Annotated in this window: 18 protein-coding genes and 1 pseudogene; 12 read left to right on the top strand and 7 right to left on the bottom strand. The window is 59.0% G+C overall.

Translation table 11 applies throughout. The features are described 5' to 3' along the window. Window positions 1-36: 36 nt before the first annotated feature. Window positions 37-798, bottom strand: a complete 762-nt coding sequence (locus J3485_RS28870) for a hypothetical protein (protein ID WP_309476985.1) — start codon at window positions 796-798, stop codon at window positions 37-39. Between the two features lie 202 nt (window positions 799-1,000). On the opposite strand from J3485_RS28870, the gene J3485_RS07945 reads away from it, so the two are divergent. From J3485_RS07945 to J3485_RS29535, 8 genes and pseudogenes are all read left to right on the top strand, one after another. Further along, complete coding sequence (locus tag J3485_RS07945; RefSeq protein ID WP_206951962.1) at window positions 1,001-1,783, top strand: RNA polymerase sigma factor; 783 nt, start codon at window positions 1,001-1,003, stop codon at window positions 1,781-1,783. Then, window positions 1,780-2,343, top strand: a complete 564-nt coding sequence (locus tag J3485_RS07950) for a hypothetical protein (protein ID WP_206951963.1) — start codon at window positions 1,780-1,782, stop codon at window positions 2,341-2,343. The genes J3485_RS07945 and J3485_RS07950 overlap by 4 nt, the downstream gene beginning before the upstream one ends. Next, complete coding sequence (locus J3485_RS07955; protein WP_309476986.1) at window positions 2,344-5,721, top strand: UvrD-helicase domain-containing protein; 3,378 nt, start codon at window positions 2,344-2,346, stop codon at window positions 5,719-5,721. A gap of 87 nt (window positions 5,722-5,808) precedes the next feature. Continuing rightward, entirely contained in the window at window positions 5,809-6,564 is a 756-nt protein-coding gene (locus J3485_RS07960) for a multiubiquitin domain-containing protein (protein WP_309476987.1), read from the top strand. Next, a complete protein-coding gene (locus J3485_RS07965; RefSeq protein ID WP_206951964.1) occupies window positions 6,539-7,720 on the top strand; it encodes a ThiF family adenylyltransferase in 1,182 nt (393 codons plus the stop codon). Before J3485_RS07960 ends, J3485_RS07965 begins: the two co-directional genes overlap by 26 nt. Continuing rightward, window positions 7,720-8,205 carry a ubiquitination-like system serine protease family protein gene (locus tag J3485_RS29530; protein WP_508616728.1) on the top strand — a complete coding sequence of 162 codons (486 nt, stop codon included), beginning with the start codon at window positions 7,720-7,722 and terminating at the stop codon, window positions 8,203-8,205. Before J3485_RS07965 ends, J3485_RS29530 begins: the two co-directional genes overlap by 1 nt. Before the next feature lie 167 nt (window positions 8,206-8,372). After that, a complete protein-coding gene (locus J3485_RS07970; protein WP_206951965.1) occupies window positions 8,373-9,503 on the top strand; it encodes a metallophosphoesterase family protein in 1,131 nt (376 codons plus the stop codon). Beyond that, window positions 9,500-9,673: pseudogene (locus tag J3485_RS29535) on the top strand (AAA family ATPase); the annotation flags it as partial. The gene J3485_RS07970 and the pseudogene J3485_RS29535, both read left to right, overlap by 4 nt. Before the next feature lie 471 nt (window positions 9,674-10,144). Here the strand turns inward: J3485_RS29535 and J3485_RS07975 are convergent. After that, window positions 10,145-10,474: a hypothetical protein gene (locus tag J3485_RS07975; protein ID WP_242538520.1), complete on the bottom strand. Its 330-nt coding sequence runs from the start codon at window positions 10,472-10,474 to the stop codon at window positions 10,145-10,147. Window positions 10,475-10,534: 60 nt separating this feature from the next. Here J3485_RS07975 and J3485_RS07980 point away from each other — a divergent pair, with 60 nt between their 5' ends. From J3485_RS07980 to J3485_RS07995, 4 genes are all read left to right on the top strand, one after another. Next, window positions 10,535-12,142, top strand: a complete 1,608-nt coding sequence (locus J3485_RS07980) for an ATP-binding protein (protein WP_206955879.1) — start codon at window positions 10,535-10,537, stop codon at window positions 12,140-12,142. Between the two features lie 208 nt (window positions 12,143-12,350). Further along, on the top strand, window positions 12,351-14,813 hold the full coding sequence (gene hsdR / locus J3485_RS07985) for an EcoAI/FtnUII family type I restriction enzme subunit R (RefSeq protein WP_206951966.1): 2,463 nt from the start codon (window positions 12,351-12,353) through the stop codon (window positions 14,811-14,813). 3 nt (window positions 14,814-14,816) lie between these two features. Beyond that, a complete protein-coding gene (locus tag J3485_RS07990) occupies window positions 14,817-16,274 on the top strand; it encodes a class I SAM-dependent DNA methyltransferase (protein WP_206951967.1) in 1,458 nt (485 codons plus the stop codon). Then, window positions 16,271-17,995 (top strand): restriction endonuclease subunit S, encoded by a 1,725-nt coding sequence (locus J3485_RS07995; RefSeq protein WP_206951968.1) that lies wholly within the window; start codon window positions 16,271-16,273, stop codon window positions 17,993-17,995. Before J3485_RS07990 ends, J3485_RS07995 begins: the two co-directional genes overlap by 4 nt. 172 nt (window positions 17,996-18,167) lie before the next feature. On the opposite strand, the gene J3485_RS08000 is transcribed toward J3485_RS07995, so the two are convergent. The 5 genes from J3485_RS08000 to J3485_RS08020 form a co-directional block, all read right to left on the bottom strand. Beyond that, window positions 18,168-19,382, bottom strand: coding sequence for a type VI immunity family protein (locus J3485_RS08000; protein WP_206951969.1), 1,215 nt, complete (start codon window positions 19,380-19,382; stop codon window positions 18,168-18,170). A 10-nt stretch (window positions 19,383-19,392) separates the two neighbouring features. Beyond that, entirely contained in the window at window positions 19,393-20,142 is a 750-nt protein-coding gene (locus tag J3485_RS08005) for a VRR-NUC domain-containing protein (protein WP_206951970.1), read from the bottom strand. Further along, window positions 20,139-20,666, bottom strand: a complete 528-nt coding sequence (locus J3485_RS08010; protein ID WP_206951971.1) for a PAAR domain-containing protein — start codon at window positions 20,664-20,666, stop codon at window positions 20,139-20,141. The genes J3485_RS08005 and J3485_RS08010 overlap by 4 nt, the downstream gene beginning before the upstream one ends. 303 nt (window positions 20,667-20,969) lie before the next feature. Beyond that, window positions 20,970-22,160, bottom strand: a complete 1,191-nt coding sequence (locus J3485_RS08015) for a tyrosine-type recombinase/integrase (RefSeq protein ID WP_206951972.1) — start codon at window positions 22,158-22,160, stop codon at window positions 20,970-20,972. Window positions 22,161-22,573: 413 nt separating this feature from the next. Beyond that, entirely contained in the window at window positions 22,574-23,554 is a 981-nt protein-coding gene (locus J3485_RS08020; protein ID WP_309476988.1) for a hypothetical protein, read from the bottom strand. Between the last annotated feature and the right edge of the window lie 11 nt (window positions 23,555-23,565).

Consider the following 23,565-nt stretch of genomic DNA (forward strand, 5'->3'; position numbering starts at 1 on the left):
GGCGCCGCGCTGGCGACAGCGTGGTAACGAGAGGATTCAGACGGCTTGCTTCACGCTGAACGAATGCGTGCATGCCAGACATTGATAGTTGTCGAGCAAATTGTCGTCGACCGCAGAGCCGACCGCAGAACCGGCCGCGCAGCCTGCGGCGCTGCCGACGAGGCCGGCAATCACGGCGCCGGCAAGGCCGCCGAATACGGTACCGATGGGGCCGGCAACCGAACCGACAACCGCGCCGGTTTCCGCGCCGGCAAGTGCTGCCGCCATACCACCGGTAGCACCTGCGACGCTGCCGATCGCGCTGCCCGCTTTCCGGGCGCGGTTGCGCGTATCGATGCGCGATGACAGACACCGGGGACAGCGGAGCACCGGTTCGGATGACGCTGTACCACCCTTGGCGGGTGCTTGGGCCGGTGCCGCTTCTGGCTTTGCCGCTGCGCTCAAAAGCGGCTCGATCGCATCGTGCGGGTCGCGGCAGACGTTGAGTTTGTGGGGAGAAGGGGCGACTTCCTCGGAGCGTTCGAACTGTGAAGGGATGCCCGGTGGTTCGACGCTGGCTTCATGCATGGGATGTAGGACGTGATCGGGGTAATGCCCGAGCGCTTCCCATTCGTCAAGTTCGCCGATGTCGAATGCCGGGCGTTGGACGGTGGCAGCCCGAACGGGCGGGGGGGCGATAGGCGAATGAGCACGTGTCGAACGGCGATTTGCGGCGAGCCAGTAGAAAACCAGGGCGAACATAGCGACGAGCGTAAGCGACAATCCGGCCAATAAGACGGTATTGAGAGAAAAATTCACGAAAGCTCCTGAATGAATTGCACCGAAGCGGGATCGCATCGGCGGAGCGGTCGTTGCTGACCGCGTTCGGGAGGGTGATATGTGATTGAAAGATTTTCGGATCTTGGGTCCCCCTGCTGATTCGCATTCCGCTCGCATGTGGCGATAAAATGTGCTGAATACGCATGTAGGTTCACATCGGACACCCGATAGGAGACCGGCCATGGCACGGCCATTACGCAAACTAACGAGGGACGGGGCGCCCTATGTGCGGCGCGAGGCCGTTGAGGCACAAATCACAGAACTCGAGCGGCTGCATCCTGACGAGTTGCTGGCGCGCTGCAATCTTTGGCCGAAGACAGTTCCTGGTTTTGTCCCGAATGAAGCGCTTCTTCACTTTGTGCGGATCGCCGATGCGGCGAGTGCCCGTCGCGAACCTCTGTTTCGGGCACTGATGCGTCGCGTGCAACGCGCTCTACCAAAGCCCGACAGCCGCGACGGCAAGACGACTGATCTAAGCCGCATGGCCATCCGAGACCGGGTGCGGGATGGCTTTGTTGATCAAATGCTTGCGGATCTCACGGAGTACAACGAGCAGCTCGACTACTACGAGGTAAATTTCAACCAAGCGTTGGCATTCGATCGCCTTGACGCAAGTCGCCAAGTCTGGACCGAGGAGAATCGGTCGGCAGAACTGGAGGACGATGACCAAGAGATTTCCGCTGAGGTTGAACAATCGGTGGAGCGCTATGATCCGTTCGATGCGGACGAGCTTGACAAAAAAGATTACCGGCGACTACTGGACGGCGCGATTGATACGTTACCGCCCATTCAGAAAAGAATCGTTGAGATGCTACGCCTAGAGATTCCCATTGATTCGGGCGACCCGGAAACGCTTACGATCAGTAAGACGCTTGGCAAGGCGGAAAAGACCATCCGCAATCAACGCGATCGTGCTTTCGCCACGCTGCGGCGACGCCTTGAGCGAAAGGAGGAAGTGCGATGAGCAATCAACAGCCCATGTCCCGCGACGAGGTGCTTAGAGCATTTTCGGTTGAAGACGGGGGGCGCGATACCTTGGTGCGCTACCTGGCGGCGTACCCGCAATACGCCCATGACTTAGTGGACCTGTCTCGAGAACTGGCCAGGACCTTGACCGACGACGAATTGTCCGAGGAAGACGAGCGCAGCGTCGATGCTGCCGCAGCGCGCTTTCGGGCCGGTGGCGGCTTGAAAGGTGCCGTGGTGACGTTGAAGCCGCAGGTGTTCGCCGCCGCTGCGGCGCGCTTCCAGCTGCCGCTGCAGGCTATGGTGGCGTTCCGGGAGCGTCGCGTGGACCTCGCGTCCGTGCCGGCACGTTTTCTTGAGCGGTTGGCGCTCACGCTTGAGACGACGCTAGAACAGCTATGTGCTTTCCTATCGCAGCCACCACTGGTATCGGCTGCCCGACAAAGTAAGTCCAGTGCCAAACCGGTCGCCGCTACCAAGGCCACGTTCGAGAAAATATTGTTGGACGCGGGGGTTTCCCGGGAGCGCGTGCAAGAACTCACCGAGCGGGGCGAATAAGTGGACGCCGCCGAGCTTGCCAGGCAGCGGGCAACCGACCTTCATCTCGATGCCGTTCGCATGGGGCGCGATCCTTGGGCCCCTTACGACTTTGTTGTCGCCGAAGCCAATGCGAGAGGATTGACGGTCGAAAAATGCGCGCCTGGAGCCGATGTGCTGGATGGCGGCCGCGCCATTTTTGATAGCGAATACGATCTTATCGTCCACGAAGATGCGGGAACGCCCTTTGAACAGGCCTTCCTGGTGGCGCATGAGATCGGCCATGTCGAGTTAGGTGATGACGAGGACTGCGAGGGTGTGCTCGAAATCGATCCGGCGCGCGCAGCCGAGGCCGCGCCGGTCGGTCTCGATCGGGTGGTCGACTACAGCCACCGGCAGCGGCGTGAAGTTCAGATGGACCTTTTTGCACGCGAGTTCCTGCTGCCGCGCCCCGTGGTCAATAAACTGCATGTTGAGCAGGGGATGACTTGCAGCGACATCGCGGATCGGCTGGGAGCGCCCTTTGATGTCGTCGCGCAGCAAATGCTTGATGCACTTCTGCTGCCGCGTGTAGTGCGTGAGTCGACCCATCCGGAACCGGACATTCCCTTAAATGATCAACAGCGAACAGCTGCCGCTCATCGCGGGCCCGCGTTCTTGCTCCAAGCTGGGCCGGGAACGGGTAAGACGCGCACGCTTATTGCGCGGGTCGAAAGCCTTCTTGATGAGGAGGTAGACCCTCGGCGCATTCTCCTGCTGACGTTTTCCAATCGAGCAGCCGCGGAGATGGCTGAACGCATCGCGCGGAAACGACCATCCCAAGCAACTGCCCTATGGATCGGCACATTCCATCGGTTTGGTCTTGATCTACTTCGACGCTTTCACGACCTTTGCGATTTGCCAGCCGATCCAAGGTTGATGGACAGGACAGAAGCGGTGGAACTGCTTGAGAACGAGTTTCCGCGTCTTGGCTTGGAGCATTATCTCGACTTGTACGACCCGTCGCAGATCATCGCTGACATCTTGACCGCCATTTCGCGGGCGAAAGACGAGGTGGTTGACGCCGTCCGGTACCGCGAGTTGGGTCAACGGATGCGCGACGTCGCGACCAGTCCCGATGAGATCCTGGCGGCTGATCGTGCATTGGAAGTCGCACGAGTCTATGAAGCGTACGAGGTCTTGAAACGCCAAACGGGTTGTGTGGACTTCGGTGATTTGGTGCTGCGGCCGGTTCAGTTGCTGGAGACGCATGAAGATGTGCGTCGGCAGTTGCAGCTGTGCTATGACCATGTCTTGGTGGACGAGTATCAGGACGTCAACCGCAGCAGCGTTCGAATGCTGACTGCTCTCAAGCCGAAAGGCGCTAACCTTTGGGTGGTCGGCGACGCGAAGCAATCCATTTACCGTTTTCGTGGCGCGTCATCATTCAACATCTCGCGTTTCGGGAAGGAAGACTTTGCGGGCGGCGTTACGGACTACCTGGAGCGCAACTATCGCTCCGTCGAGGAGATCGTCAATACGTTCTCCGAGTTCGCCACAGGCATGAGCGCGGGTGGCGCGCATAGTCGACTCAAAGCCGACCGCGCGCCATCCGGAAGTCCTCCGGAATTGCGAACCGTCACCACCGGTGAACTGACCAGTGCTGCGTTGGCCGAGGGCATCGAGCAGATGCGGCAGGCTGGTCATCCCTATCGCGACCAAGCGGTTCTTTGTCGGGGTAACGATAAGCTCGCGGAGCTGGGACAGGAGCTGGAGCGACTGGGGATTCCCGTACTGTTTTTGGGTAGCCTATTTGAGCGCGAGGAGGTCAAGGACCTTGTTGCGCTACTGTCACTGCTAAGCGACCGGCGGGCCATGGGTCTGGTGCGTATCGGGTGCTGGTCGGATTTTGCGATGTCCCTAGACGATGTTGTCGTCGTTTTTGAGCACCTTCGTACAACCGAGGCAGAGCCTGGAGGCTGGGGTTCGGCGATTCCTGGGTTATCGCCGGCGGGGCAAGTGGCTCTGGACAAGCTCCAGGCGGCTCTGCAAGGATTCGACCAGATGTCTAATCCTTGGACCGTCTTGTCCACGATGCTCCTGGATTGCACACGCGTCGCCGCGCGGATCGCGTCGTCAAGCACCGTGGCCGAGCAGGCGCGAGGTATCGCGATTTGGCAGTTCATGAATTTCGTGCGAGTGCAGCCGCGAGGGCAGGGCTTCCCGATCATAAGGCTGATGGACCGGATACGTCGATTGCTCAGGCTGCGCGATGATCGTGATCTGAGGCAACTGCCGGCCGCTGCGCAGGGCATTGATGCCGTTCGCCTGATGACCATTCACGGCGCGAAAGGATTGGAATTTCCTGTTGTCCACTTGGCGGGGGCAAACCAGGACAGCATGCCTGGGTCTTATCGGCCACCGAAGTGTGCTCCGCCAGACGGGATGATCGTGGGCGCGGATGACACTGCTGATGCGGTGGGGCGTGCCGCTCAGGCGCAGGAAATGGAATGTCTTTTCTACGTGGCAATGTCTCGGGCGCGAGATCGGCTCTTCCTGTATGCCGCGACGAACAAGGGGAAGGCCAAACGCCCACTGTCACCATTTGTCGATCGGCTCGGGGCCTTGCGGCGCGTGCCTTCCAATCCGGTGGTCCTGCTGCCCTCGGCGCCGGATACCGTGCCACTGGACGTCGCGTTTTCCGGCAATGTGAGCTTCAGCGCGAAAGCCGCCTCGCTTTACGAATCTTGCCGCCGGCGTTTCCTTTACACCCACCTTCTGCATATCGGTGGTCGCCGGCAGGCGACGGCCTTCATGAAGATGCACGAGGCTGTGCGGTCGGTGTTCCAGGCCATAATCGAGGCAGGCAATGCACCTGTGAACGAATGGGAGGGCTGGCTTGACGCTGCTTTCCGCGAGAGCGGCTTGCACGACCACGGCTACGTTGACGACTACCGCCTTATAGCGAAAGCAATGATCCGGTTTTTTTTGGCGTCGCGGGATGGCGCAGTCGTCGAAGCCGCACGAGCCATAAGCGTTACGTTCGGTGATCAGCAGGTCGTCGTGTATCCCGATGAGATTCTCGTGAAGGACGGTGTTCGGACGCTACGCAGTGTCTACACCGGCCATGCGCCCCGTTCGGAACCGAAGGACGTCGGCACTGCGGCATTTCTGCTGGCGGCCCAAAAGGCATTTCCCGGCGCCACCGCGGAGCTTGTCTATTTGGCGGACGAGCGGACCAAGCCCCTCGGCTTGAAGCCAAAGGAGCTTGGCGACCGCCAGAGCAAGCTCCAGGCCATGTTGATCAGCATCCGAGCCGGCAATTTCGAGGCCAATCGGTCGGAGTACACGTGCCCGGGCTGTCCGGCCTTCTTTGTCTGCGGTGCGACACCGCCTGGAACGTTGCACAAATCGTTCTGAAAATTTTTTTACCGGCGTGCTTCCGTTAGCCCGATTAAGTCAGTGTAGCTAGGTGTGACCTGGCACAAACCTTAAGAGGAGCTAACGGTGAATTCCATTCAAGACGATTTCGATGATGTTGGGCAGGCGTTGCGGGAAAACCGCCCGCTGAATGCTGCCCGCGGGTACCTTATCCGCTTCGCCCTCGATGGTGTCGACTTTCGGCCCATCACAGTGTCCGATCCGGTCCCAACCGGTCGCCAGATTCTGTCGGCGGCTGGCTTGGACGACCGGGGGGACTTTACTGTTTGTGCCGTCCTGGCTACGGGCGAATTTGAAGACGTGTCGCTCGACGAGACGTTCGACCTGCGCGGGCGCGGCGCCGAACGTTTCATTGCTTTTCACACGGACCGTGATTTCAAGCTGACGCTCGACGGTCGCCAACTGATTTGGGGCATGTCGGTGATCAAGGGCGAGGCGCTCTATGCCCTGTCGGGCATCGATGCCGACCAAGCCGTGTATCTCGAAGTCCGCGGTGGCACTGACCGCCTGATCGAGCCAGGCGACAGCGTAGATCTCGCCGAGCCGGGCGTCGAACATTTCATTACAGCACCCCGGCCAGTCAAGGGTTACGTGATCGTCGTGAACTCCCGTGACGAGCCCATTCCGGATCAGAAAGTCACTTTCGAGCAGGTCGTGCAGTTGGCTTTTCCGGGCGCGCCCGTCGATCCGAAGGTTCGGTACTCGATGACCTATCGCAATGCGGCGTCCAACCCCCATGCAGGCGAGCTTGCCGAAGGCGGCACGGTTGAAGTTAAACATCACGGGACTATCTTCAATGTCACAAAAACTGTTCAATCTTAATGCCGACCTGCGTCGGTTGCGTGAAGAGGGTTACTTTGTCCAGATCCACGGCGGATTGCTGCTGATGCGCGAGGTGCCCTATGTTGACTCTCAGAAGCGGGTTCGTATGGGGACATTGGTGACCTCGCTCGATCTGGCGGGCGACACGACCCGTAAACCGGAGTCTCACGTTGCTCATTGGGACGGCGAATTTCCGTGTCGTGCCGATGGCACGCCGTTGCAGGAAATCGCACACCAGTCTCAGGCGATAGACCTGGGCCACGGGGTGACCGCTCGCTATTCCTTCTCCAGTAAGCCGGGGCCGGAAGGCTACCCGAACTACTTCGAAAAGATGTCCACTTACGCGACCATCCTCGCAGGCCCTGCAGCCGTCCTGCAGCCAGGCATCAGTCCAAGGGTATTTCGAGCACCTGACGACACGGAGGCAGATAGCGTGTTTAACTACATTGATACAGCTTCTGACCGTGTTGGTATCGGCGGACTATCGGCAAAGTTCGAGGACGAAATGATTTCAGTGATCGGCACGGGCGGTACCGGCGGATACATCCTCGACTTGGTGGCGAAGACGCCGGTGCGCGAAATCCGTCTATTCGATGCCGACGAGTTCTTGCAGCACAATGCGTTTCGCGCCCCCGGGGCACCCTCACTAGAGGAACTGCGCGAAGCGCCTAAGAAAGTCGACTACTTCAAGAGCATATATTCCAGGATGCACCGGGGGATCGTTGTCCATTCGGTGAAGCTCGAACAGGCAAACGTCGAGCTTTTGAACGGTACGTCGTTCGCCTTTATCAGCATGGATGCTGGGGAAGATAAGCGCGCCGTGGTGGAAAAGCTCGAAGCGCTCGGTGTGCCATTTATCGATGTCGGCATGGGCCTCGAATTGGTGGACGGTAGCCTTGGGGGGATCTTGCGAGTGACCGCCAGTACGCCACAAAAGCGCGAACACGTGCATGCTGGGCGCATATCGTTTGCGGGCGGCGGCGAGCGCGATGTCTACGCTTCGAACATTCAGGTCGCAGATCTGAATGCGCTCAACGCCGTGTTGGCCGTCATCAAATGGAAAAAGCTGAGAGGCTTCTACCGCGATCTGGACAGGGAGCACCACAGTACGTACACGACGGACGGTAACCTTTTGCTCAACAGTGATCAAGAATGATGCGCATCAGGAAACTCGAGCATCGCTTCGTGCGAAGCGTTCCGCGGGAACTTGAATCCGGAATCCTCTATGTATCCATGGAATACGGAACAGCCGTACATAGTTGCTGCTGCGGTTGCGGGGAACAGGTCGTGACGCCGTTTTCCCCGACCGATTGGAAGATGACTTACGATGGCGAATCAATCTCCTTGACGCCATCGGTCGGCAATTGGTACTCGGGATGCCGTTCGCACTATATTGTCAGGCAAGGGCGTGTGATCGAAGCGGAAAGTTGGAGCCAAGCACAAGTGGAGGCTGAGCATCGGCGAGACCTTGCAGCTAAGGCATCCTTTTATAGTGACAAGGTAGCGGTGGATGACGCGCAAGCTTCTACCCCTGGCAATCCTGCAGTGTCCGTTGCCGAGCGCGAGCGGCCTTCGCAGAGTGCGGGTGGCTTCTGGTCTTCCGTTGCGGCATGGCTCTTAGGGAGCGCGTCGAAAAAGTAGCCTTGGCGAACATGCCGGGGGCGACATGTTTTGCGTTGACATAGCTGACAGGTAGATTTGAACGTGGCGATCCGCAACGCACGTGGTGCAACGGTGTTGTGCCGCAGAGCCGTCATTGAATTTGGGTTAAGCGTGAACAGTTACGACTGGAATAACGGAGAAACGCATTGAAGCTCCTCCACACTGCCGATTGGCAAATCGGCAAGCGCTACGGCCAGTTCGATCCGGAAGAGGCGGCCTTGTTGGCCGAGGCGCGTTTTGACGTAGTGTCGCGCATCGCGGAACTTGCCAATTCCCAAGGCGTTGATCTGGTTCTCGTCGCCGGCGACGTATTCGACGCGCAAGGTGTGTCTGATCGAACCGTGTTGCGCTTGTTTCAGCTCATCTCGGGCTTCGCCGGGCCATGGGTCATGATCCCCGGCAACCATGACGCTGGTCTCGCCGAGTCGGTGTGGACGCGTGCGGCGCGGCTCGGGGCGATCCCGCCTAACGCTCACGTATGCTTGCGTGCCGAGCCCCTAACTCTGAGCGATCCGGGCGTCGTGATCCTGCCGGCGCCGCTGACGCAGCGCCATACATACGAGGACCTTACGCGCTGGTTCGATTCCGTGGCGACGCCTGTAGGCGTACCACGCATTGGGTTGGCCCACGGGAGCGTGCAAGGAATTCTCGCGGAGGACATCGATGCCACGAACCCGATCGCTCCGGAGCGGTCCGCGCTCGCTCGCCTCGACTATCTGGCGTTGGGCGACTGGCATGGCACAAAGCAGATCGGCGACAGAACGTGGTACAGCGGTACCCCGGAGACCGACCGTTTCCGCAACAACGATTCCGGCCAGGTTCTGCTGGTGGAGTTAGCCGCACCGGGCGCGGTACCAACTGTCACACCGATCACAACCGGCCGCTATTGTTGGCGCTACATCGAGCGCGAGTTACAGCTCGCCAGCGACGTCTGCGAACTCGTCCAAGAGTTGGAAACGTTCGACACCAACGACGTCGTGCAGCTCAAGCTAAGTGGCCATGTCGATCTGGAAAGCCACCTCTCGATGAGTCGCGCAGTTGGACAAACGCAAGCCCGCACCCGCAGCTTGGTCGTCGACTTGTCGGGCCTGCGCATACAGCCGACCGACGATGACATACGTGCGCTGCATGCAGACGGCTATCTAGGTGAAGTCATTGCGGATCTGCGCGCTCAGGAAGGCGACGAGAACGCCGAACTGGCGCGCGACGCACTGGCATTGCTCGCCGGCATCCTCGACGAAACGCGGGCGACGAGCGCGAACGGGGGGCAACAATGAAGTTATCTCGTCTTCGCATTGAGCAACTTCGCAAGTTCCGCCAGCCTGCGGAGATAGCGGACCTGGCAGACGGCATCAACTTGTTCGTCGGCCCGAACGAGGCGGGCAAAAGCACGATCGCCGCAGCGATTCGTGCGGCGTTTTTTGAGCGACATCGTTCGAGCAGTGTGGAGCACCTGCGTCCGTGGGGCGATGGGGCGGCGTCGCCGTCGATCGAGATCGAGTTCACCGTGGGCGGTCGCCCCGCGCGCCTGCGCAAGAGCTTCCTGCAGCGCAAGCGCTGCGAGTTGGAAATCGACGCCCAGCGCTTGGAAGGGGCGCAGGCAGAAGACCACCTTTCCGAACTACTGGGTTTCGGATTCGCTGGTCGTGGCCCGAGCGGCCCGGAGCATTGGGGCATCCCTGGACTTTTGTGGATCGAGCAGGGTGCAGCGCAAGAGATCGACAAGCCGGTTGCGCATGCCGCGGAACATTTGCAGCGCGCGCTCGGTGCCTCGCTCGGCGAGGTTGCCAGTAGTTCGGGCGACGCGGTGCTGGATCGTGTGGAGAGCGCGCGAAACGAACTGCTCACGCCGGCCACGGGCCAGCCCCGTGGCGATTACGCCGAGGCGCGGAAACGCGAATCGGCCTTGGCCGCAGAACTAGAGAACCTGGAAGGCCAAGTTGCGACCTACCGCGGCAAAGTCGACCAACTGGCGACGTTGCGCCGGGAGCACGCGAAAGACAGTGCCGAACGTCCATGGCAGGCATTGCGCGCGGACGAACGCACGGCGCAGGCCAAGCTTGACGAAGTCGGAGCGATCGAGAAGTCGCTGCAGGCTGTGCGCGAAAAAGTCGAGCAGACGGTCCAGCGGCAAGCCCTTTTGATCGCGAATCTCGACACCTTCGATCAGCAAGAGCGCGACTTGGCCGCCCGTGAGAAGAATCGCGACGAGGCGCAAGCGCAAGTGACGGCCGCGGAAGCGGCACACGCATCGTCCAAGGCTCGCAATGAGCAGGCACAGGCAAGTTTCGACGTCGCGCGCCAGCTATTGAGTCTCGTTCGCCAAGAAGAGAATCGGCGTAGCCAAGCGGCTCACGTAGATGAACTTCGCGCGCAAATCGCGACGGCCGAGAAGAAGCTGTCAGAGGCCGGCGTCGAGCAGGAAGCCTTGCTTGCCGCCCGTCGGGCCGCTGCCGCTACCGAATTGCGCGACGAAGACCTGAAAGTGCTGCGCCAACAGGCGGCGCAAGTACGTGAGCTGGAGATCCGGCAGGCCGCTGCGGCGACGCGGCTACGATATGAGCTTGAACCCGGGCGCGAATTGCGTACCGGGATCGATGTATGGGCTGGCGATGGCGAAGCGTTAATCACAGAGCCGACAACGCTTCTTCTTCCCGGCATCGGCAGCCTTGAAATCATCCCTGGCGGTTCGGACCTGGCCGAGGTCGCACGGCATCTTCGCTCAGTAGCGGAGCGTCAGGCCGCACTGCTCGAACGCCTGGGGTTGTCTTCGCTTGAAGCGGCGGAGGCGCGTCGCGAGATGTATCGCGCGCACGAAGCCGATGCCAAGATGCACGACGCAACGCTCAAGATCCTTGCGCCGGCCGGCGTGGAAGTCCTTCGCAGTGAACTGGCAGCAATGATCGCGCGACTGGAAGAGGGCGAGAAGCGCCTTGCTCAACTGCCGGCTCGACCAGACGATGCGGATGGCTTTCCGCCCGTGGATGAAGCCGAAGCCGCTGAAGAAAATACGCGGCGCGATCTCGAACGGCAGAGCGAAGCGCTGAATCAAGCGCATGTCGCGGCAGCGAATGCTCGAAGTGCCTTGGAAGCTGCGCAGCGAGAAGCCGCAGCCGTCCGAGCGAAACTCGAAGCACCGGAGCGCGCAGAGCGCCTGCGCAAATCGCAAGCGGATCTCCTCGAAGCCAAAGCCGAAAGCGCGCGCTACGCTACCGAAATCGACACGTTGGAAGAGAAGATCAGTGCGGCGCGTCCCGATCTGTTGCTCCAGGACATCAAGCGTTGGAGTGCAAGTGCAGAGGCGCTTGAGCGAACCCACGATGATCGCCGCGTGCGTATTGAGCGTCTGGAGGCGGAGTTGCAAGCTCTGGGTGCGCAAGGCCTCGAGGAAAAGCGTGCCGACGTCGCTCGTGAACTCGAGCAGACGCGCAGGCGCGTCGCGGAAATGCAGCGTCGAGCAAATGCGCTCGATTACTTGCTGGAGCTGCTGCGACGCAAGCGAGCCGCGGTGACCCAGCGCCTGCATGCTCCGCTGCAGCGGCACTTGAACCACTACGTAAAATTGCTGTTCCCTCAAGCGACGCTCGAGCTTGGCGAGGACTTTGTGCCGCGTTTGCTGAGCCGCCCGGGGGGCGAGGTGGGTGACTTCCACGAGATGAGCTTTGGGGCGCGCGAGCAGATGGGTGTAATCAGCCGGCTTGCATACGCCGACCTGCTCAAAGAGGCGGGGCGTCCGACGCTGATCATGCTCGACGATGCGCTCGTACATAGCGACGACGGACGCCTCGGACAGATGAAACGCGTGCTGTTTGACGCAGCCACGCGACACCAGATCCTGCTCTTCTCCTGCCACCCGGAGAAATGGCGTGATTTGGGCGTTGGAGCTCGGTCGGTTGAAGCGCTTCTAGGTGCCTAAGTTGAGCGGTGTCAGCGCAGGGGACGGCGGGGAATCGAAACTTGATCAGATGTCGTCGCACTCGCCGCCGTCAGTGCGCCTAGCACTTCTGTAAAATTCAGGTCCCGCTGCTGAAATGGGGCACGCTGGGGAGCGGTTATGGAAGTATTCGAAAGATGTCGGAACTGTTGGTACTGTTACCTCGTCAAGCCCGAGATAGGCGGACACAATGACCAAAAAATCGCTGAGTGAAACCGACATATGTGCCAAGTGGATCACTCCGGCTGTCGTTCAAGCCGGATGGGATGAGGAAACGCAGATTCGCCGCGAGGTTGGTTTCACAAAAGGACGCATCATTGTCCGGGGCAAACTGGTTACGCGGGGAAAGGCGAAGCGGGCGGACTACGTCCTCTATTACCAGACCGTGCCCATCGCCGTCATCGAAGCTAAAGACAACAATCACGCGGTAGGTGACGGAATGCAGCAGGCTCTCGAGTACGCCGAGACGCTGGCCGTGCCGTTCGTATTTTCGAGCAACGGCGATGGCTTTGTGTTCCACGATCGCACCGGTATGAGCGCTAAGCCCGAAGTGACGCTCTCGCTCGGGGATTTTCCTTCCCCCTCGAAGCTATGGGCGCAATATCTGGTTTGGAAAGGACTTGGGCCCCAGCAGGAAAAGGTAGTTCTGCAGCCCTACCACGACGACGGCAGTGACAAAGAACCGCGTTATTACCAGCGCAATGCAATCAACGCCTCCGTCGAAGCCATAGCAAAGGGCCAAAATCGTGTTCTGCTTGTCATGGCAACAGGGACAGGCAAGACCTATACGGCTTTTCAAATTATCTGGCGTCTGTGGAAGGCTGGACAAAAGAAGCGAATCCTGTTCCTAGCCGATCGGAACGTGCTGATTGACCAGACGATGGTCAACGATTTCCGGCCCTTCGGGCCAGCCATGGCCAAGCTTAGTACGGACACGAAAACAATCGAGCGGTCCGACGGTAGCCAGGCGGAGCTGGCGACAGCAATCGATAAAACGCGGCGGATTGACACGGCGTATGAAATCTACCTCGGGCTGTATCAGGCCATCACCGGGCCTGAAGAACGGCAGAAGCTATTCCGCGAGTTCTCCCCGGGATTTTTTGATTTGATCGTCATCGACGAGTGTCACCGCGGCAGCGCGGCAGAGGATTCGGCCTGGCGCGAAATTCTTGAGTATTTTTCGGACGCCACGCAGATTGGTCTGACCGCGACCCCCAAGGAGACGGAGTACGTCTCGAACATTAATTATTTCGGTCAGCCGGTCTACACTTATTCGCTAAAGCAGGGCATCCGGGATGGCTTTCTCGCGCCCTACAAGGTCATCAAGGTTCACCTGGACGTTGACGTCGAAGGGTATCGCCCCCAGAGCGGCGAGATTGACTTTTACGGCAACGAGATCGAGGACCGTGTTTATAACCAGAAGGATTTCGACCGCACGCTGGTGATTGACGAGCGGACGCAGCGCGTCGCAAAGTGGGTATCGGACTATCTGAAGGAAAGCGGCGACCGCTTCCAGAAGACGATCGTTTTCTGCGTCGATACAGAACACGCGGCTAGGATGCGTCAGGCGCTCGTCAACGAAAATAAAGACTTGGTTCAGAAAAACGACCGCTATGTCATGCGGATCACCGGCAACGACCCGCAGGGCAGCGCGCAGATCGGCAATTTCATTGACCCGGAGTCGATCTATCCGGTCATCGTTACCACCTCGAAATTGCTTTCGACGGGCGTCGATGCGCAGACTTGCCGGCTGATCGTGCTCGACCGCGAGATCGGGTCGATGACTGAGTTCAAACAAATCGTTGGCCGCGGCACGCGTGTCCACGAGGACAGCAAGAAGTATTACTTCACGCTGGTCGATTTCCGGAAAGCAACGAACCACTTCGCGGATCCGGAGTTCGACGGCGAGCCGGTCCAGATCTATGAGCCGGGAGAGGGTGATCCCGAGACGCCACCGGACGATGTCCCACCCCTGAACGATGATGACGATGAGGATCCTATCCCGCCCGAGCCGGGTGAGGATGAAACCATCGTCGATGGAGAACCTCCGGACATCACGTTGCCACCTGACGGCGGCGAAGTTCCTCGTAAATTTTACGTCCACGGGAAGCCGGTCAGTGTGCTGACCGAGCGGATTGAATATCTCGACGAGGACGGCAAGCTGGTAACGGAATCGTTGCGAGACTACAGCCGCAAAGCGATTCGCAAACAGTACACGAGCCTTGAACAGTTCCTTCGGCGGTGGAACACCGCCGAGCGCAAAGAAGTGATCATGGAGGAGTTGGCAGAGGAAGGGCTGCTGCTCGGACCGCTGCAGGAGGAGGTAGGGAAAGACCTCGACCCGTTCGACCTGATCTGCCATATCGCCTTCGACCAGCCACCTCTTACGCGCCGAGAGCGCGCCAACAATGTGCGCAAGCGCGACGTGTTCACCAAGTATGGTCCGCAGGCCCGGTCGATTCTCGAAGCGTTGCTGGCAAAATATCAGGACGAAGGTATAGTTTCGGGCCTAGACAACGCCAGGATTCTCGAAATCCCGCCGTTTAACACGATGGGGACGCCGCTTCAGCTCATCAAGCAATTTGGGTCCCGCGCCAGTTTCGAGAGCGCTGTTCACGAACTACAAACCGCCCTTTATCAGGAAGTGGCTTAACGCATGTCTGCACGAAATACGGTCAAATCGATCCAGGACATCATGCGCCAGGATGTTGGCGTCGACGGCGATGCCCAGCGCCTGTCCCAGCTTTGCTGGATGTTCTTTCTCAAAATCATCGACGATCAGGACCAGCAGTTGGAAGTGATGCAGGACCGCTACCGGTCGCCTATCCCGGAAGCGTTGCAATGGCGCACGTGGGCCGCTGATCCGGAAGGCATTACCGGTGACGCACTGATGACCTTCATTAACACCGAGCTGTTTCCTCAGCTCAAGGCGTTGCCGGTCACAGGCAAGAACGCCAACCGCAGCCGCGTCGTGCGCGCCGTCTTTGAAGACGCCTACAACTACATGAAGTCCGGCCAGCTGATGCGGCAGGTCATCAACAAGATCAGCGGCGTCGACTTCAATGACCTCGCCGAGCGGAAGCACTTCGGCGACATCTACGAACAGCTCCTGAATGACCTGCAGAGTGCCGGTAATGCAGGCGAGTACTACACACCGCGCGCCGTGACCGCTTTCATGGTCGATCGCATCGACCCGAAGCCGGGCGAAATCTTGTTCGATCCTTCCGTCGGTACGGGCGGCTTTTTGACGTGCGCCATTCGTCACATGCGCGACCGGTATGTAAAGACGGTCGAGGATGAGCGAGCCCTGCAGGCTGGTCTGCGCGCTGTCGAAAAGAAACAGCTCCCGCACATGCTGTGCGTGACCAATATGCTGTTGCACGGGATTGAAGACCCGAGCTTCGTGCGGCATGACAACACCCTGGCGCGGCCGTATATCAGCTATGGCCAAAACGACCGGGTAGACATCATTCTTACGAATCCGCCGTTTGGTGGGAAGGAAGAAGATGGCATCGAATCTAACTTCCCAGCTCATTTCCGCACCAAAGAAACCGCCGACTTGTTTCTGGCGCTGTTTATCCGTCTGCTCAAGCCGGGTGGTCGCGCCGGGATCGTGTTGCCTGACGGTTCGTTGTTCGGAGAGGGCGTCAAAACCCGGCTGAAGCAACAGCTGCTGCAAGACTGCAATCTGCATACGATCGTCCGTCTGCCCAACAGCGTGTTCAAACCGTATGCCACGATCGGCACCAATCTGCTGTTCTTCGATAAGGGCGAGCCAACACAGGACGTCTGGTTCTACGAGCACCGCATCCCCATAAACCAAAAGGCCTACTCGATGACCAGACCGATCCGTGTCGAGTACCTGCAAGACTGCGTGGACTGGTGGGGCGGTGCCGGACGCAAAGATCGCCAGGAAACCGAACTCGCGTGGAAAGTCAGCTTGGCCGACATCAAGGCACGCGGTTACAACCTTGATTTCAAGAACCCGCACACCATTGCCGACGACCATGGCGATCCAGCCGAATTGTTGGCGAAACTGAAGCAAGACGAACAGAAAACGGCCAATCTGCGCGACAAGTTGAAGAGCATTCTTGCAGAGGCACTGCTCCGATGAATGTCGAACGCCTGTTGCAACATTTCGAGCGCATTAGCGAAGCGCCCGACGCTATCGTGCGGTTGCGCCGCTTCGTCCTTGATTTAGCGGTTTCCGGTAAGCTGGTGGAGCAGGATACCAATGACGAACCGGCGGCGGAATTGCTCATTCAAATTGAGGCAGAGAGAATGCGATTGGTCGCGGAGAAAAAAATCCGGAATCAGCAATCGCCGCCACAAGTGAAAACTGACGAGCAACTCTTCGCGATTCCCGCTAGCTGGCGGTGGGTACGCTTTGGAGCAATCGCGGATTTCTCAGCGGGAAGAACGCCACCGAGGCACGAAGCCAGCTTTTGGAATACCGGCGACTATCCCTGGGTCAGCATCGCCGATATGGCAGAGGGTGGCGTTGTTCGTGCCACGAAAGAGACGATTAGCGAGAAGGCGAAGGGGCAGGTTTTTAGAACAAATCCCTGCAGCGCTGGCACAATGATCATGAGTTTCAAGCTTACCATCGGGAAGATCGCCATATTGGGCGTGCCGGCCTTTCATAATGAGGCGATCATTTCGATCTATCCGCATCTCCCATCCCTTGGTGCGTACCTATTCAAAGTACTTCCAAAATTTTCGAGGAAAGGGGAGGCCAAAGATGCCATCAAAGGTGCCACGCTAAATCGTGACTCTATTGGGAACATCTTTCTGCCCCTTCCTCCTCTTGCCGAACAACACCGCATCGTAGCCAAGGTTGACGAACTGATGACGCTCTGCGATCAATTGGAGGCCGCGAGAACCGAGCGCGAGCAACGCCGCGATCAGTTGGTGCGGGCAAGCCTGCGACGTCTGGCAACGGCAGACGATGACGGAGACGCTTTGCGCAAGCACGCTACCTTTACGCTCGACAACTTCGCGGAGCTTACAACCCGAGCGGAATACATTAAGCAACTGCGTGAAACAATTCGCAACCTCGCTGTGTGCGGCAAGCTTGTTTCACAGAGCACATACGACGAGCCTGCGGCAGAGTTGCTGAAAAATGTACAGTCGATGAAGACGGCGTTGGTGAAAAATGGATTGATTTCTCATTCAAAAGTCCGCGCGGATATTGCGAAGCTCGCGTTCGAATTGCCGTCAAATTGGGAGGCGATCCGCTTTGACGACGTTTGTACCCTCGTGACCAGTGGTTCGCGTGGATGGGCCGAGCATTATGCGAAAACTGGGCCGATATTTGTCCGCGCGCAAAACATCAGATTTGGCAGACTCCGTCTGGATGACCTGGCGTGTGTCAATCCTCCTGCCAAAAGCGAGGGTAGACGGACCAAAATTGAAAAAGGAGATCTGCTGGTCGTCATTACTGGCGCCGGTGTCACGAACCCGGCGCTGATAGACCGAGACCTTGGGGAGGCATACGTTAGTCAGCATGTTGCGCTGATCAGACCAGCCGTGACAACTTTGTCACGATGGCTATTGCTTTGCTTAATGGCCGGAATGGGTGGCCGAGATGAATTGGTCGAGCGAGCCTACGGGGCCGGAAAGCCGGGTTTAAATTTGGATAACATTCGCACTCTTAGCTTGCCGCTACCGCCTCTTGCTGAGCAAGGCCGCATCCTTGCTAAGGTAGATGAGCTTATGACTCTGTGCGATAACTTGGAAATGCAACTTTCCAACGCCGGAAGCGATAGTGATCGCCTGTTGGAAGCCGTCTTGCACGAAACGCTGACTGCGCCGGCGCTGGCAGAAACGGCATGACCGATGCAAGTTTCAGGCTCATTTTGGGAAACGGCGGCGGTTGACAGTGTTGACGTAGATTTCAAGGATCCGACTCGATCCCTGATGATTCTCGGTGAGCGAATCCAGGCGGTCAACTCGCATACGACAGCGGGGCCTCGCGGCCCCGTTTCAGTGTTGCTCTAAACATTCGTTAGCCCGGCGAGCCAACGTCGTATCCGAACCCGTTTGACGGCACCTGCTCGGGCAGTCCCATGGCCTTCCGCAGTCGTGATAGGTTGGCAGCGACCGCCGCTTTGCTACTATCGACCGTCGGCGTTTTGTGCAACTCGCGCCACTGCTCGGTCATCTGGTCGGGCGGTACGTCGAAGCGCTTCAGCCAGGCTTCGGTCGCGATGGTCGTGTTGAGCAGCGGCGCAGTGCTGTCGAGCGTACCGCTCTGCAAGATGTCCATCTTCTCGGCGATGATGTGACGCAGCGCCGCGTCGAGCAGCACGTAAGCCGGCGGGGGCAGCGGAGGCTTCCCCGGCCCGGCGGACACACTGGCTTGCGGTGCAACGCCTGCTTGGACGATCAAGCCACCGTCGTCCAACGGCTGGCGCACGTACCAGTCCGGCGGCAGTGCGAACGAGTCGGCTCCCCCGGCGGCACGCACGAGGTCGGCGTCCAGCGCGACGATCCAGTCCACCGTTTTGATCGCCCCTTCCAGCATGACGGTGCTGTAACCCATAGGGTCGCCGACGTCGATGCCCGGCCCGTAGCGACGGGCGAAAAAGTATTCGCTCGCCTCATTCGCGCTAAGCTCCATTGGCGGAAGATTCACGCCGTAGCCGGCGTGTCCATGAACGATGGGCAGTGCTTCGCACATCGCTGTGAACAGTGCCTGAAACTTGCCCGGCCGCTGTTCCAAGAACGCTCGAGGAACGGTGAAAACGAGGGTATCGAGCCCGCGGTTATGCGTCGCTTTCCATTCTCCGAGCGCAAACACGGAAAACTCGTAAAACCCGGTTGCGAGTTTGTGGTCGGCGCTGGTCATCGTCGCGACAAGCGATGTATCCCCAGGCGTTGATGTCGCTAGACGCTCGAACGCCGGGGCCTTCTCGTATGCCATCGGCTGCTTGCCCTCCGTGTAAAACCATCGGAGGGGACCTTCTTTCGAGGGCTTTTGACCCGCCGCGACTTCAAGCGCATGGTGATACTCGTCCACCATCGCGGCGTACTGTTCAAAGCATTGCACCAACGCTTTCCGGACCGTCGGTGTGTACCCGTTCCGGAAATACAGAACCCCGCGCACGACGAGCGCAGCGCCTGTGATGCCCTTTCTGTACGCGGGCTCAAACAGACCGAAAGGGAGTGTGTCCGCGCGGCGAGGATCTTTCGCCCATGCTGCGATTTCTTCATCCGTCATGACAACGTGCTCACGGGAAAACGGGAAGGGGAGGCATCGGCGGAAGCGGCGGCGGACCGCCGCCCATCGACGTACTGCTGCCACCGCCAAAGAGATCTTCGAGATCGGAGTGTTTCGAGGTTTTCGACTGCGTGGATTTCGAGGTCTCGGTGTCCTCCTTTTCCTCCCCGCACTTGCATTCCGCCGGACCAATCTGCTCAAACTTGTTCGGCCCGCCTGCGATCCGAATGTAGTCCGTCCGCTGCTCACGACTAAAATCGTCGGGTGGAAACTTCATTTCCACGCACATTTTAATGTTCGACTGCACGGGTGGCTGATCGGGGGCGTTGACGACGATAACGTCTGGCCGACGAATCAAGCCTTGCCCCGCCAACTTCTTGTACTCGGCGTAGCCGCCGGGCCAATACTTGTTGAGCCAGTTGGGAAGGAACGGATGCGGCTGGAGCGGGTCTTGGGAACTCATGATCGGCGTTGGCACGTCGGGACGCATGTCGTAGGCGACTTCTGGACGGTATACCGTTCGCTGGCCGGTGGTGACCTGCGACACCATGTCTTGGTAGTTCAGACGTTGCATGACGCATCGCTGGCGCTGGATTTTGCCATCGACCGAGGCCACGCCGATCCGTTTGCAGTTGCAAACGGTATCGCATAGGATTGCCCGGTCTTTTGGCCACAACCCGCTTTGCACACCGACTTGCGTGGTCCGACCGTCACCGGAGGCGGTGCCGCCCGTCGAGTAGCCGGAGCCGTAACCGCTCATTCTGCGCTCTCGCTTCCCGGGTGGCTGAACATCAGCGACGAACCCTCGTCCCCCTCGAGCCATTCGGTGAACCCGTTAGCGTCTGTCTTCCCCTGCACGGTCTGTCCGTCCGACGATTTGATGGTGTAGGGATGACCGGCGACCGGCCGGCGGGTGACGTCGTCGAGCACCTGGAATCTGCCTCGATGGGGCGTTTGCGCGTTGGTATCCGACACAACGCTCTTTCCACCGCCGACAGCACCACCGGGACCGGACGTCGGCTCGGCGGTCGTGTTGTTCTGCGATGCGATGAGCGTGGCGCCGCAAGCGGTCGTGTCCCCTTCGGACGCGACGGGACGACCGTCGAACGTCACGCCGAGATTTTTGACCCCGACGATCGGGTAAATCCCGCCGCACTTAGGGCAGGAAACCTTATCGCCGAGCAGTGCAATCGGACGGCCATCGTCCATGTTTGCCGGCGAGCACGCGAGAACGGTACCCCCGTGCGAGGTCGTGTCGCCTTCACGGATGAATGCAAAACCCATAATCTGTGCCCTCTCTGTTTTTTTGGGTCGGAGGAATGTAGCACAAAGGGTTTTCCCGGGGCCATGCTGTCGACGTTGATGGTTTCTGTAGCAGCGTTTGCTGTAGCCATTGCGCGATCCTGCGAGCTTGGACATCGAGGGCGCTGGAAGGAACTCCGCGGCGTCACTTGCGCCCCAGGGCGACGCGATGCCCCCGTCAGCCATGCGCCCCCGCTAACCGGAGGGGCCGGCTGCATGCCCAAAGGTCGCAGGGAATCGGCAAGGTGCGGACAACGCGATAGGCTTCATTTGCCGAATTGGTGTTTAGATGGAGGAAACGTGCTTCGCCCATGCCTCCATGAGAGGACGCCGCTGCTCCAGCAAATCCGTTCGGTGGTATGCGGCTTCGACCTTATTTGCGACCGTGTGAGCCAGCGCGCGCTCTGCCAGATCACGAGCATAGCTGTGCTCGCTAGCCCAGTCGCGGAAGCTAGAGCGGAAGCCGTGGGCGGTTGCGAATCGTCCGGGTGTGTCGCTCTCTGCCTTGACGCGACGAAGCAAGGCGGTCAGCGCCATATCGCTCAAGACCTTTTCGCGGGGCGAGGGGAAGACAAGGACGTCGTGCAACTGGCGTTTCTTGAGAGTCTTAACAAGTGCTAACGCGTGCTCGGATAGAGGGACTCGATGTAGTTCCTTGGCCTTCATGCGCTGAGCAGGAATGCTCCAGACGCCTGCATGCAGATCGAACTCATCCCATGTCGCGCCGCGGACCTCGCCGCTCCGGGTTGCCGTGAGGATCAGGAAGAGGAGGGCGGCGCGAGTGCTATCGCTTGGTCCGTGCGCCGCGAGGTGCGTTGTAACAAATTTGGGTACTTGCCGCCAGGGCATGGCAGGTTGGTGCTCTGCCTTGCTCGACTGTTTGGGCAAGATGTGATCGATAACACCCACCGGGTTCGCCGCGATGTGACCGTGCGCCCAGGCCCATTGCATGACGGCATGCATCCGTTGCCGGGTGCGGCTTGCGGTTTCCGCTTTCGTCAACCAGATCGGCCGCAGAACGTCTGCGCAATCGCCAGGGCTGATGGCGTCAAGTTTGCGGTTTCCGAGCTTCGGAAACACATAGGTCTCAAGCGTGCTGATCCATTGTGCCGCATGCTTCTCGTTCTTCCATCCCGGCTTGAGTTCTTCGTGAACCTTTCGTGCAGCTTTCTCGAATGTGAGTGTGGCAATCGCAACGGCGGTAGCCTCGCGTTCCCGATTACGTTGCTCGATCGGATCTTCGCCGTTGTCGATGAGCTTCCGCATTGCATGCGCCTTTTCGCGGGCTTCGGCGATCGACGTCTCGGGATAAACGCCGAGGCCGGCGTCGCGTCGCTTGCCGGTCATCGGGCTGGTGAAGCGCAAGATCCATTTGCAGCCAGATTTGGACGGCACCAGCATCAGTCCAGTGACCTTTCCGTCGAAGGCCGGCTTGTCGCCCGGCTTCAGTGCTTTTGCTTGTTTGTCGGTTAGCATCGATTTTCTAGCCCATCATTCAGCCCATCAGAAAACACTGGATGGGGTTGGAAGGTGCTAGCGTAAATTGGATGCTTGTACAGCGCAAGTGGTTGAATTATTGGAAGATGTTTGGATGGAATTGGATCGGGTTGGGCGCGAACTTGGCGGCCTCCGTCTCCGCCAGTACTTTGGTATTTGGCGGTGGAAGCCCCCGCAGAGTCTAGGCTCTGCGGGGGTTTTATTTGGGCCGGCCGTTCTTTCGGTTCGACTGATATCTCCTCAATCGACCCATGCAGTGGGGGTGAAAGTGGGGGTAATAAAGAGCTTGCCTAAAGGTTGTTTTTATTGTCCGCGCTCACTCCATCGTAATGTTGAGCGAACGCAGCCTGTGGAATTCTTTGACGGGCGGAGCGCTTGGGCAACGCGACTCATTACGGCGCCGTGGCATCGTCGCGTTTATCGTCAATCCATTCGAGTGAACTCTGGGTTTTCAGGTAATGGGCGCCGTCGAACCGCTTGAAGATTGGGCCGGACCGTACCGTGTTCATGAGCCACCAGAACCAGTGTTGCGTGATTTCGGTTTGGATGGCCTTCGGATATTCGTACCGATAGATGCCCGGCAGGTCGGGGATATGCTCGCGATACGACCAACGGAACGTGGCGTAGAGATAGGTCTGGATGCCCCACCGGACGTTGTTCAAGAGCTCCGCCAACCACGTTCCATGATAGGTAAAGAAGTTTTCGTTGAGATGTTCACGAAAGTCGTCCAGTGCGAGCGGCATCATGTCTAGGGTGACGGCATATCCCTGTTCGACAAGTATCCGAGCGATACGCTGACAAACACCCGTGAGGTGCGACGGATTGTGCTTGGACTGGTTGCCCGCAATGGTGAGTAGGTCCATGCACGAGACCGTGATGTGCGCTTCGATATTCAAGGTGGGCAGCCAAAGCTTAATTTCCCGGCCTCTGTTCAGCCAGTCTTTGAGCGTTGTCACCGCCGACACAAGCAATCGAGTGTCACTATTCCGACAAAGGGCGGGGCTGTTGCCAGCCGCTTCGAGAATGTCAAGGCATGACCCTTTGACGCCGGTCAAAGCCCTGTCGCCGGGTTCTTTAACGAAGTCGAGGAGGCGTATGAGGAACAATTGCTGATGAATGCGGCTGTGAAAGCGGGTCTCGCACTCGCTCGGGAACCGCGAGACATCGATCAGCAGCCATAGTGCATGGTTGACCATGTCGTCGATGGCTTCGACGCTGATCCAAAGTCCAATCGCCTCCTGTTCTGCAGCGTTGTGTCGACCTCCATCCATGGTCATATCCCCCTTGTCTGTCGTCACGGCGAAACGGCCCTGTCGCATCGAGCTTCTTGTGCGTTCGCGACGTCCTTGATCATCCCGCGTCACCTCTTCCACTGGATGTTCCA

It is taken from the genome of Trinickia acidisoli (genome assembly GCF_017315725.1).
Lineage (GTDB): Bacteria > Pseudomonadota > Gammaproteobacteria > Burkholderiales > Burkholderiaceae > Trinickia > Trinickia acidisoli.